The following is a 12,263-nucleotide window of genomic DNA, read 5'->3' as shown; positions in this document are numbered from 1 at the left end:
TGCGGGCAGAAAGTTCTGCTCGAAGCCGACATTGCGCTTTACAGAACGCGGTACATCGGGTCGATTGGAGAGGGACAACGGACGGTTCGGTGCTCGTGACGCAGCGCAACGGGGGACAAGTGAATGGATTAGGAAGCGAGCCGGCTCCCCGGCTACGTCTTCTCGGCGACATTCCCTCGTCTCCCCTGGACATGGCCTGGCTGACCTTGATGGCGGGGCTGCTCACCGTGACGGTTCCGGTGCAGGCAGAGCTCGCCGGCTCGGGATTCTCATCGGCCGCCTCGGTGGCCTTGCTCCTCCTGCTGGCCGTGCACGCCCGGTTCGTGCTGGGGACGCTGGCCGGCAGGCCCGGGGGGTGGTGGCTGGTCGGCGTGCAGGCCTGGCTGACGTTCGTGCCGCTGGCCCTGTTCGGGGCGGCGTGGACGCCGATGTGCGGGCTGCTGGCCGGCGCGCTGCTGGTGGTGGCCGGGCGCATCAGGTCGGCCACGCTGGTGGCGCTGGCCGTGTGCTGTGGGCCGGTCCTGCTCGCGGCTCCTCATGAGGGGCTCGCCGACCGGGGGTGGGCGCTGGCCGCCCCGGTGCTCGGCCTGATGGAGTACGCCCTGGTGAGCCTGGCCGCGCGGGCGCAGTGGCTGGCCTCCGCCAGAACCGACGCCATCCGTACGACCGTGGCGCTCGAACGCCGCCGCTTCAGCAGGGACCTGCACGACCTGGTGGGCCACCGGCTCACCGCCCTGGTCCTGAAGACGCAGCTCATCGATCGGCTGGTGGACGAGGAGAACGAGAAGGCCAAGCTGGAGGTCGGCGAGACCCTCGAACTGCTGCGCACCCTGGCGGGAGACGTACGGGCCGTCGCCCACGGCGGGCGGCGCTCCTCGCTAGAGGTGGAGATGAGCTCGGCGCGCGCCCTGCTGGAGTCGGTGGGAGTGCGGTGCCAGATCCGGGTGGCGTGCCCCGACCTGCCCGGCGACGTCGCCGACGCGCTCACGCACGCCCTGCGCGAAGGCGTGACCAACGTGCTGCGCCACGCGGAGGCGCGACAATGTGCCATCCAGCTGCTCGAACGCGACGAACTGGTCCGGCTGTCGATCAAGAACGACGGCGTCCACCCGGTACGCAGGACGGGAGAGTCGGGCCAAGGGCTGATGAACCTGACCGAGCGAATGGCCGATGTGGGCGGCTGGCTGGAGATCACCGCGGTCCGCACCGGGCAATTCACCTTCTCGGTATATGTGCCCCAGATAAACAAACGTGTGAAATTCACAAATGGCTATGAGGTAAGCACGCCTCGGTAATGTCGTGTGTTACTAGACGCCTTGCCCGTGCGTTGCCATTCTCTTAATGACAACGCACGGGAGGTCGCGCCGGATGGACCAGTATGAGCTGTACTGCCTCGCGGATGGTCGTTTCTACGACACCCTCGAGCACAGCACCGCCGAGGACGCCGACTTTCCCATCGCGCACCGGCCGGTCCCCGAGGGATGGCTGCACGAGGCGACGGAGACCTGGTGTTACTACGCGCCGGGCGGCGTGGCGCCCCTGCCCTCCCAGGGCTGGAAGATTCACGTCTCGGCCCGCGTGGACGACGCGGAACGGGCCTTGGCCGCCGTCTGGGATTATTGCCTGCCCCGCGGGATCGCGTTCAAGTTCCTGCGCGGCCTGCCGGTCCTGGTCATGCTCAATTCCAAGGCCGCCTCCAGGGCGTCGAGCGGCAAACTGGTCACCATTTATCCCAGGGACGAGAGTCAGCTCGAACTCGTTCTCAAAGAGCTGCACGAACTCCTGCGCGACGTACGCGGCCCGTACATCCTGAGCGACCTGCGCTACGGCGAGGGACCGCTGTTCGTCCGCTACGGGGGCTTCGCCGAGCGGCACTGCCTGTCCGGCGGTGAGCGGGTGCTGGCCGTCGAGGACGGCGGCGGACAGCTCGTGCCCGACGTGCGGGGCGCCACGTTCTCGGTGCCGTCCTGGACCACGCTGCCCGAGTTCCTCGAGCCCCATCTCGCCGCGCGCAACGCCGTGACCACGACCGGCCTGCCGTACGCGATCGAGGACGTGCTGCACTTCTCCAACGGCGGCGGTGTCTACCTCGCCCGCGACCAGCGAACCGGCGACCGGGTCGTGCTGAAGGAGGCCAGGCCGTACGCCGGGCTCGACAACGCGGGACGGGACGCGGTGGCGCGGCTGACGCACGAGCGCGACATACTGAGCCGCCTGGCCGGGTTACCCGCCGCGCCGGAGCTGCTCGGCTACTTCACCCTCGGTGAGCATCACTTCCTGGTGCAGGAGTTCGTCGACGGGACCACGCTGCAACGCCGCCTGGTGCACAGATACCCGCTGACCCGCGCGACGTGCACGCCGGACGACCTCGCCGGCTACACCGACTGGGCCCTCGACACCCTGGACCGGGTGGACCGGGCGCTGGCGTCGCTGCACGAGCGCGGCGTGGTCTTCGGCGACCTGCATCCCGACAACATCCTGCTGACCGAGAGCGGCCGGGTCGTGCTCATCGACTACGAGGTGGCCACGCTCGCCGAGGAGGGCGGCCGCGCCGCGCTGGCCCACCCGGCGTACGCGGCGCCGGCCGACCGGCGGGGCACCGACGTCGACAGGTACGCGATGGCCTGCCTGCGCCTCGGGCTGTTCGCCCCGCAGTGCACCATCATGCTGCCCTTGCACCGGGCCAAGGTCGCGCACCTCGGCGAGATCGTGGCGGACACCTTCACCCGCGAGATCGCACCGGCCGTGTCCACGATAGCGGGCGACGACCGCGACGAGGGCGAGATGCGCGCCCTGCCGATGCCCGGCAGCGCCACCTGGCCCGAATTACGCGCCGCGATGTGCCGGGCCATCACGACATCCGCGACGCCCGGACGCGACGACCGGCTCTTCCCCGGCGACGTGGCCCAGTTCCAGCCGGGCGGCGGCCTGAACCTCGCCTACGGCGCCGCCGGCGTCCTGTACGCCCTGGCCGCGACCGGAGCCGGCCGCTTCCCCGAGTATGAGAGCTGGCTGCTCGCGCGGGCCAAGCGCCCGGTGTCCGGCTCCGGCCTCGGCTTCTACGACGGCCTGCACGGCATCGCCTACACCCTTGACCTGCTCGGCCACCGGCAGGACGCGCTCGACGTGGTCGAGATCAGTCTGCGCGAGAAATGGGACGGCCTGGAATCGGCCCTCTTCTCCGGCCTGTCCGGCATCGGGCTGAACCTCTTCCACCTGGGCGAGCCCGAACTGGAGCGCAGCGCGCTGCGAGCGGTCGACATCTGCGCGGACCGGCTCGGCGGCGCCGACGACGTCCCTGAGCTCAGTGGCGGCACGAATCCGCGGGCCGGGCTCATGTACGGCTCCTGCGGACCCGCCCTGCTGTTCCTGCACGCCTACGAGCGCACCGGTGACTCGGCGCTGCTCGACCTGGCCGCCGTCGCGCTCCGGCAGGACCTGCGCCGCTGTCGCGCGGCCGAGGACGGCTCACTCCAGGTGAACCAGGGCTGGCGGCTGCTGCCGTACCTGGACGAGGGGTCCGTCGGGATCGGCCTGGTGCTCGCCCGCTACCTGACGCACCGGGAGGACGAGGAGTTCGCCACCGCGCTGCGTGAGCTGCGGCTGGTCGCGCGGTCGGGGTTCTTCGTCCAGCCGGGGCTGTTCACCGGGCGCGCGGGCATCGTCGCCGCGCTCGGCTGCGGGCTCGACTTTGACGGCGGGTCCGAGGCCCAGGTAAAGGGCATGCGCTGGCACGCGTTGCCGTACGGCGGAGGTCTGGCCTTCCCCGGCGACCAGTTGCTGCGCCTCTCCATGGATTTCGCGACCGGAACGGCAGGCGTCCTGTTCGCCCTCGGCACAGTGATGGGCGAACAGCCGGGACGCCTGCCCTTCCTCGAGGCCGCCGCCGACCGGCGGCCTGTCTCCAACCAGTCCCAGAAGGAGGTGTAAACCATGGTACTTCTCGACCTGCAGGGTCTCGAGACCCCGGCCGGCAGCGATGTCGCCAGTGGCGGCAGCACCCTGACCGCTCTGACGTGTCAGTCAGGCCACCCGAGCAACCTCAGTGTCGCACTTTGTCACTGATCACATTAGCGCCGATCCCCGCGTCGCTTACGGCGGCGCGGGGATTGGTCACTGGCATTTCCTCTGTCGCGCCAGATGAAGGAGGCGCCAGATGAAGGAGACGGTCGTGCGGGCCGGAGACCGGCTGGTGATGGACGCGGTACGGCGAAGCGGCCCATGGCCCGCCGTCCTCGCGGTCACGGCGATCGGGGGCGCGGCCGCCGAGCTGGCATTGCCCTACGCGGTCGGCCGTACCGTCGACGGCTTCGTCTCCGCCCGGCCCGAGACCGCGTCCTGGCTGACGGCCTGCGCGGTGATCGTGGCCGCGATCATGCTCTGCGAGAGCGCCGGGGTCTGGGCACGCGGCGCGAGCAGCGCGTACGCGGCCGCCCGGCTGCGCCTGTCGGTGCTGCGTCACGTCCTGGGCGTCGGCCCCGCCGCGACCCGCCGTTTCCCCGAAGGCGAGCTGGTCACCCGCGCCGGCCTGAACACCGAAGAGGCCGGTCGGGCGCCCGAATCCGTGACCGGCGCGCTGGCGCTGCTCGTCCCCACGCTCGGCGCCCTGGTGGCGCTCACGCTCATCGACCCCGTGCTGACCGCGACGCTGGTCGCCGGGATCGCGCTCATCCTGCTCGTCCTGCGGGCCTTTCTCCGGGCCACGACCACGATCGCGGGCGGCTACCAGGAGGTACAGGGCGAGATCGCCGCCCGGCTGGTGGACGCGCTCGGCGGCGCCCGGACGATCGCCGCCGCCGGGACCGCCGACCGCGAGACGCGCCGGGTCCTGGCGCCCATGGACCGGCTACGGGCCCACGGCATGGCGCTGTGGCGGGCGAACGCCTCGGCCGGCGTCCAGGCGGGCCTCGTCGTGCCGCTGGTGGAGGCGGCCGTACTCGCCGTGGGCGGACTCCGGCTGGCCGCCGGCGAGCTCACGATCGGCGAACTGTACGCGGCGGCGAGGTACGCGGTCCTGGGCGCGGCACTGAGCACCGCGCTCGGCCACATCGGCGGCCTGGCCAGGGCGCGCGCGGCGGCCGAACGCGTCGCCGAAGTCCTCGGCCTGCCCGCCACCCGGTACGGCACCTCGAGACCACCTGCCGGGCTCGGCAGCGTGGCGTTTCGGGGGGTCACGATGCCCGGTCTGGCCGTGGACGACCTGGTGATCGCCGGTGGGTCGGTCACGGCCGTGGTGGGGCGTTCGGGATCCGGCAAGTCGCTGCTGGCCGCGCTGGCGGCGCGGCTGGCGGACCCCGCCGGGGGAACGGTGCTGCTCGACGGCGTACCGCTGCCGGAGCTGGACCGCGCCGAGCTGAGACGGGCCATCGGGTACGCCTTCGAACGGCCGGTCCTGGTCGGCGACACCGTCGGCGCGGCCATCGGGCTCGGAGCGGATGACCAGGGGGTCGTACCCGCGGCGGCGACGGCGGCGTGCGCCGACGGGTTCATCCGCCGCCTGCCCGGCGGGTACGCGACCCCCATGGCCGACACCCCGCTGTCCGGCGGCGAACGGCAGCGGATCGGCCTGGCCAGGGCGTTCGCGCAGGGAGAACGCCTGCTGGTGCTCGACGACGCCACCTCCAGCCTCGACACCGTCACCGAACGCCAGGTCGGCAACGCCCTCACCGCAGACCCCCGGGGGCGGACCCGGCTCATCGTGGCCCACCGACTCACCACGGCCTCCCGCGCCGACCGGGTTGTCTGGCTGGAGGACGGCAGGGTGCTCGGCCACGCGCCGCACCACGAACTGTGGGCGAACCCGCACTACCGGGCCGTCTTCCAGGGGCCCCAGGAATCCCGCGGACCCCGGGGAGACGTCTCATGAAGCGGTTGCTCTGGCAGGCGTTGCGGCGGCGGCCGTACGCGCTGGTGCGTCTCTGTCTGTGGTCGGTGCTGGAGGCGGCGCCCGCGTTCCTCATCGGGCACGCCGTCGCCCGCGCCATCGAGGACGGCTTCGCGGCGGGCCGTCCCGCCCTTGGGCTGGTCTGGCTGGCGGCGCTCGGCTGTGCGTGGCTGGTCGCCGCCGTCGCCGCCCGCCAGATCATTCTCGCCGTGGCGGCGGTCGCGGAGCCGTTCCGGGACGACCTGCTCGCTCACGTGGTCGGCGGAGCCATGCGCCGGGCCGCCCGATCGGTGACCGCCCGCCCGGACACCGCCGCCGTCACCCGGGCCGGTCTCCAGGTGGAGCTGGCCAGGGACGCTTTCGCGGCGGTGATCACCACTGTGCGCGGGTTCGCGTTCACCGTGGTCAGCGTGGTGCTGGGGCTGCTCACGCTGGCTCCGCAGGCGGCGGTGCTGGTGCTGCCGCCGTTCGTCGCCGGGCTGGGGCTGTTCCTGGTGTCCCTGCCGGCTCTGGCGCGGCGGCAGCGGGCGTTCCTGATGGCCGACGAACTGCTCGCCGAGTCGATGACCGGCATGGCCGGGGGGCTGCGCGACATCGTGGCCTGCGGGGCGGAGGACCGCGTGGGCGCGGCGCTGGCCGAGCGGGTCGAGGCGCAGGCGTCGGCGGCGCGCGCGCTGGCCCGCGTGACCGCCGCGCGCACGATCGCCCTCGCCGTCGGCGCCTGGCTGCCTGTGGTGCTCCTCCTGACCGGTACGCCCTGGTTGCTCAGCGGCGGCATGGGCGCGGGCGTCGTCGTGGGCGCCCTGGCCTACGTCACCCAGTCGCTGGCCCCCGCCCTGAACGGCCTCGTTCACGGCCTCGGCGTCAGCGGCGTCAGCCTGGTGGCCACCCTCCGCCGCATCGCCGCCTCCGGCCTCCCAGCTCTGGTCCCGGCGCCGATCCCGCCCGTGGTCCTGGGATCGATCCCCACGACCGGCTCAGCGCGGTCGTCTGAGGGATCGGGGGCAGGGCCGGGGCGGGCGTCCGAGGCCCCGACGGGCAGCGTGCGGTTGAGAGGAGTCACGTTCGCCTACGGGCCGCACTCCGAGGCGGTGATCGACGGTCTCGATCTCGACATCCCCGAGGGCGATCACCTGGCGGTCGTCGGCCCGAGCGGCGCCGGTAAGTCCACCCTGGCGGCCCTGGTCAGCGGCCTTCTCCCGCCGGACGCGGGTGACGTCCGGATCGGCGGAGTGCCCGCCGCCGACGTGCCTCCCGCCGCGCGGGTGCTGATCCCCCAGGAGGCGTACGTCTTCCGCGGCTCGCCGCACGAGAACCTCACCTACCTGAGCGACGCGTCGCCCCACCAGGTCGAGGCCGCCGTAACCGCGCTCGGCGCCACCGGCCTGCTGGCGGACATGGAGCCTGAGCTCGACCCCGGCGCCCTGTCCGCCGGACAGCGTCAGCTGATCGCCCTCGTACGCGCCTACCTGGCCCCGGCCCGCCTGGTCATCCTGGACGAGGCCACCTGCCACCTCGACCCCGCAGCCGAGGCGCGGGTGGAGGCCGCGTTCGCGGAGCGGGGTGGCACGCTGATCGTCGTCGCCCACCGCCTCACCTCGGCCACGCGCGCCCGCCGCATCCTGCTCATGGACGCCGGCCAGGCCATGGTCGGCACGCATGACGAGCTGATGCGCCTCTCACCCACCTACGCCGACCTGGCCGGCCACTGGCAACCGGAGCCCGTGTCATGAAATATCCGGACGCAGAGCGTCTGTCCCTCGTCGAGGAGCTGCACGGCTACCTCGTCACCGACCCCTACCGCCGCCTGGAGGACGACGCCCATCCGGCCACCCGAGGCTGGCAGGCCGAGCAGGACCGGCTCTGGCGGCACCACGCCGCCGGCCTGCCCCTCCGCGAGCACTTCCAGAAGCGCCTGACCGAGCTCAGCGTCACAGGGATGACCACCCCGCCGGTATGGCGCGGCGACCGGCGCTTCCACCTGTCCCAGTCCGCGGGCCAGGAGCATCCGGTGCTGTACTGCGACGACCGGGCCGTCCTCGATCCCATGGAGCTCGACGCCACCGGTCTCACCACGCTGGACGACTGGCAGCCCGACTGGGAGGGGCGGCTGCTGGCGTACCAGCTGTCGAGGAGCGGGGACGAGCGGGCGGACCTGTACGTCATGGACGTCGCCACCGGCGAGATCGTCGACGGCCCGATCGGCGGCTGCCGCTACTCACCGGTCGCCTGGCTGCCCGGCGGCAGGGAGTTCTTCTACGTCCGCTTCCATCAGGGCGTACACCTGCACAGGCGAGACGGCGGCGACGTCCAGGTCTTCACGCGCGGCGCGCTCTCGTACGGCCTGCAGATCAGCGCGGACGGCCGCTGGCTGGTGATCTCGGCGGGCACCCCCGCCCGGAACGACCTCTACCTCGCCGACCTGTCCGCCGGCCCGCCCGAGCACCTCGATCTGAAGGTGATCCAGGAAGGGGTGGCGGCGCGCGCCGCGGCGGCGATGGGCCCGGACGGCCGCCTGTACATCCTCACCGACCAGGACGCGCCCCGCCGCCGGCTCTGCGTCGCCGACCCGGCCACCCCCGCCGCGTGGCAGGAGCTTGTACCCGAGGACCCCGCGGCCGTCCTCGGGACGTTCACGCTGCTCGACGGCGGCCGGCTGCTGATCGCCAGGACCCGCCACGCGGTCGGCGAGCTCGCGGTCCACGACGCCGCCACGGGTGAGCGCACCGGCACCGTGCCGCTGCCCGGCAGCGGCTCCATCGCCTCGCTGACCGCGCGCCCCGGCGGCGGCCACGAGGCGTGGTTCGTCTACACGGACGCGGTCACCCCGGCGGAGGTCTGGCGCCACGACGCCCGCCAGGGAACGACGACCCGCTGGTCACCGGCCGCGAGCGGCGCGGCGGTGGGGGCTTCGCGGGTGGAGAGTCACCAGCTCGAGTACGTCTCCGCAGACGGGACCCGGGTCCGCATGGTGGTCGTGGCGGGCCCGCACCCCGGCGGCCCCCGTCCGACGATTCTGACCGGTTACGGCGGGTTCGGGATGTCGCTCACTCCCGGGTACGCGGCCGACTCCCTGGCCTGGGTCGAGGCGGGCGGCGTGCTGGCCGTGGCCAACCTGCGCGGCGGCGGCGAGGAAGGCGAGGCGTGGCACCGCGACGGCATGCTGGACCGCAAGCAGAACGTCTTCCAGGACTTCACCGCCGCCGCCGAGAAGCTGATCGCCGACGGGTGGACGACGCCCGGACAGCTGGCGGTCTGGGGCGAGTCGAACGGCGGCCTGCTCGTGGGGGCGGCGATGACGCGGCGGCCGGAGCTGTTCGCCGCCGTCGTGTGTTCCGCGGGGCTGCTGGACATGGTGCGGTACGAGCGGTCGGGGCTCGGGGCCGCCTGGACCGGTGAGTACGGCTCCGCGGACCTTCCCGAGCAGTTGGGCTGGCTGCTCGGCTATTCGCCCTACCACCACGTACGCCAGGGGACCGACTACCCGGCGACGCTGTTCACGGTCTCCGGCGCCGACTCGCGGGTGGATCCGATGCACGCGCGCAAGATGTGCGCGGCCCTGCAATGGGCGACGGCGGGAGAGCGGCCGATCCTGCTGCGCCACGAGCGCGACGTCGGCCACGGGGCCAGGGCGATCAGCAGATCGATCGCTCTGGCCGCCGACGTGCTCGCCTTCGCCGCCGCCCACACGGGCCTGGAACCGATGCCCTGAGCCCTCCCCACGCGCACCGCCCTGGAACCGACGCCCTAAGTCGCCGGGTCCTCAGCGGGCGGGGTCAGATCCAGCCGGACTCGCGGGCGATGCGGATCGCGTCGATCCGGCTGCGCGCCCCCAGCTTCGCCGTACTCCGGTGGAGGTAATTTCGGACCGTTCCTTCCGCGAGGAACAGCGACGCGGCGATCTCCGACACCGTGGCCCCTTCGGCCGCGGCCCCGATCACGTCCAGCTCCCGCTCCGTCAGCGGCGCCTCCGGTGGGCTCATCGCGGCGATCGCCAGCTCGGAGTCGATGACCCGCTCCCCGGCGGCCACCCTCCGGATGGCGTCGCCGAGCCGGCCGGGCGGCGCGTCCTTGGCCATGAACCCCCGCACGTGCACGTCCAGGGCCCGCTTCAACAGCCCGGGAGTGCCGACGCCGGTGAGGATGAGCACGCCGCACTCCGGGAGCTTGTCGTGCAGCTCACCGGCGGCCTCCAGCCCGTCCTTGCCGGGCAGCGCGACGTCGAGCACGGCGACGTCGGGCCGGACCGTCTGGGCGACGTGGAGGATGCGATCACCCCGGTCGACCTCCGCGACGATCTCGATATCCTCCTCATAGGCCAGCAATGCCACGATCGCTCCTCGCACCAGATGCATGTCTTCAGCGAGCAAGGTTCGGATCACTGTTGTCCTCACGGTCAGCCAGCAAGCCTGCCAGTTTACAAGTCTGACGTATCCGGCATCCGCTGCAAAGCGGTCAGCGGCATACCAAGCGGCCGCTACAGGGGGAACCGCGGGGTGATCATCGTCACGCCGGGCACGCTGCCGATCGAGGAAAGGGCCTTGCCCGCGTCTGCGAGCCCGATGGTCCGGGTGACGAGCTGGTCGGGGTGCAGGATCCCGGCCCTGATCATCTCCATCATCGGCGCGTAGTCGTGCGCGGCCATGCCGTGGCTGCCGAGCAGCCGCAGCTCGTGCCCGATCACCCGGTCCATCGGCACCGGGGTCGCCGCGCCGGGCAGCAGCCCGACCTGTACGTGCCGGCCGCGGCGGCGCAGGCTCTCGACGGAGGCCGCGCAGGTCTGGGGGCTGCCCAGCGCGTCGATCGACAGATGCGCCCCGCCCCTGGTCAGCTCCCTGACCTGGGCGCCCGCGTCACCGGCCGAGCCGTCGACGAAGTGTGTGGCGCCCGCCTGCTCGGCGAGCTGGAGCGCGTCGGTGTTGATGTCGACGGCCACCACGCGCGCTCCGGCCGCGGTGGCGATCATGATGGCGGACAGGCCGACCCCGCCGCAGCCGTGCACGGCCACCCACTCGCCCGGCCGTACGGCCCCCACCTGCGTGATGGCGCGGAAAGCGGTGGCGAAGCGGCAGCCGAGCCCGGCCGCCGTCACGTAGGCCATCTCCTCGGGGACCGGGATCAGGTTCACGTCGGCGTGGTCGATCGCCACGTATTCGGCGTAGGAGCCCCAGTGGGTGAAGCCGGGCTGGGTCTGCCGCTCGCACACCTGCTGCTGGCCGGCGGCGCAGGCCGTACAGGATCCGCAGGCGCACACGAACGGGACGGTGATCCTGGCGCCGGGCAGCCAGCCGCGCACCTCGGCGCCGACCGCCTCCACGACGCCCGCGAGCTCGTGCCCCGGCACGTGGGGCAGGACGCGGATGTCGGGGTCGTGGCCCTGCCAGCCGTGCCAGTCGCTGCGGCACAGGCCCGTCGCCTCGACCCTGATCACCGCCCCGTGCGGCGCCGGGGAGGGGTCGGGCAGCTCGCGCAGGTCGAGCTCCCCACCGAACAGGTCAAACGCAACGGCTCGCATCTCATGAGCTTAGGGTCAACTGCCGCAGCTTGCGCAAGGCTTGGTGCGAGGGTGAACCTGGTTCGGCCGTGTAGATGACCAGGCGCAGGTCCTCGCGGTCCGGCACGGCCAGGACCTGGCAGGTCACGTCGATGACGCCGAGGTCCGGGAGGTCGAGGCGCTTGGTGTTGTGCCGGCGGACCGCCACCTCGTGCCTGGCCCAGATCTCGGCGAACTCGGGACTCAACGCGAGCAGCTCCGCGACCAGCGCCTGGAGGCCCTGGTCATCCGGGTAACGACCCGCCGCGACGCGGAGGTCGGCCACGGAGCCGCGGGCGAAGCGGCTCCTCTCCTCGTCCTCGAAGTACCCGCCGACGTCGGAGGAGCGGAACACCCAGCGGATGACGTTGAGATCGTCGGGCGAGCGTGCGTCGAGATCGCCCATGACCACGCCGGCGAGCGGGTTCCAGGCCAGGATGTCGTACTTGGCGTCGACCACATAGGCGGGCACCTCCTCCAGGAAGGAGATGAGGTGCAGGATGGCCTCGGGTACGTCGGCCCTGATGCGCGGCGTCTCCAGCGCCTGGCCGGCCAGGTTGAACAGGTGGCCGCGCTCGTCCTGGCTGAGCATGAGCGCCCTGGCCAGCGCGTTGAGCACCTGGCGCGACGGATGGGGCCCGCGGCCCTGCTCCAGCCGGATGTAGTAGTCGATCGACATCCCCGCGAGCTGCGCGACCTCCTGCCTGCGCAGGCCCGGCGTGCGACGGCGTCCGGCCTCGGGCAGCGCCACGTCACGGGGCGTGACGCGGGCGCGCCTGCTGCGGAGGAACTCGGCGAGTTTGGTGCGGTCCATCCCACTATCTTCGGGCAGATCGTGGCCCCTTG

General features: G+C 72.4%; 9 protein-coding genes. 6 read left to right on the top strand and 3 right to left on the bottom strand.

The genetic code is table 11. The annotated features are described in order from the left end of the window. Positions 1-119: 119 nt before the first annotated feature. The 6 genes from AB0J16_RS50070 (at position 120) to AB0J16_RS50045 (ending at position 9,596) form a co-directional block, all read left to right on the top strand. The gene (locus tag AB0J16_RS50070) at positions 120-1,295 is read left to right on the top strand and encodes a histidine kinase (RefSeq protein ID WP_358553469.1); all 1,176 of its coding nucleotides are present in this window, start codon (positions 120-122) and stop codon (positions 1,293-1,295) included. A 73-nt stretch (positions 1,296-1,368) separates the two neighbouring features. Further along, complete coding sequence (gene lanKC, locus AB0J16_RS50065) at positions 1,369-3,930, top strand: class III lanthionine synthetase LanKC (protein ID WP_358553467.1); 2,562 nt, start codon at positions 1,369-1,371, stop codon at positions 3,928-3,930. Positions 3,931-3,933: 3 nt separating this feature from the next. After that, a complete protein-coding gene (locus tag AB0J16_RS50060; protein WP_357642972.1) occupies positions 3,934-4,065 on the top strand; it encodes a SapB/AmfS family lanthipeptide in 132 nt (43 codons plus the stop codon). Positions 4,066-4,156: 91 nt separating this feature from the next. Next, positions 4,157-5,866 (top strand): ABC transporter ATP-binding protein, encoded by a 1,710-nt coding sequence (locus tag AB0J16_RS50055; RefSeq protein ID WP_358553465.1) that lies wholly within the window; start codon positions 4,157-4,159, stop codon positions 5,864-5,866. Beyond that, the gene (locus AB0J16_RS50050) at positions 5,863-7,617 is read left to right on the top strand and encodes an ABC transporter ATP-binding protein (RefSeq protein WP_358553463.1); all 1,755 of its coding nucleotides are present in this window, start codon (positions 5,863-5,865) and stop codon (positions 7,615-7,617) included. The genes AB0J16_RS50055 and AB0J16_RS50050 overlap by 4 nt, the downstream gene beginning before the upstream one ends. Then, complete coding sequence (locus AB0J16_RS50045; protein ID WP_358553461.1) at positions 7,614-9,596, top strand: prolyl oligopeptidase family serine peptidase; 1,983 nt, start codon at positions 7,614-7,616, stop codon at positions 9,594-9,596. The genes AB0J16_RS50050 and AB0J16_RS50045 overlap by 4 nt, the downstream gene beginning before the upstream one ends. Positions 9,597-9,660: 64 nt before the next feature. Here the strand turns inward: AB0J16_RS50045 and AB0J16_RS50040 are convergent, their stop codons facing one another. The 3 genes from AB0J16_RS50040 to AB0J16_RS50030 form a co-directional block, all read right to left on the bottom strand. Then, on the bottom strand, positions 9,661-10,266 hold the full coding sequence (locus AB0J16_RS50040) for a response regulator transcription factor (protein ID WP_225289753.1): 606 nt from the start codon (positions 10,264-10,266) through the stop codon (positions 9,661-9,663). Positions 10,267-10,361: 95 nt separating this feature from the next. Beyond that, a complete protein-coding gene (locus AB0J16_RS50035; protein ID WP_225289754.1) occupies positions 10,362-11,399 on the bottom strand; it encodes a zinc-dependent alcohol dehydrogenase family protein in 1,038 nt (345 codons plus the stop codon). A gap of 1 nt (position 11,400) precedes the next feature. Then, positions 11,401-12,231, bottom strand: coding sequence for a helix-turn-helix transcriptional regulator (locus AB0J16_RS50030; RefSeq protein ID WP_358553459.1), 831 nt, complete (start codon positions 12,229-12,231; stop codon positions 11,401-11,403). Between the last annotated feature and the right edge of the window lie 32 nt (positions 12,232-12,263).

The organism is Nonomuraea sp. NPDC049750, from assembly GCF_040659625.1.
Classification (GTDB): domain Bacteria; phylum Actinomycetota; class Actinomycetes; order Streptosporangiales; family Streptosporangiaceae; genus Nonomuraea.
Note: the sequence above shows the minus strand (reverse complement) of the source record. Positions and strands in the feature narration are given on the sequence as shown.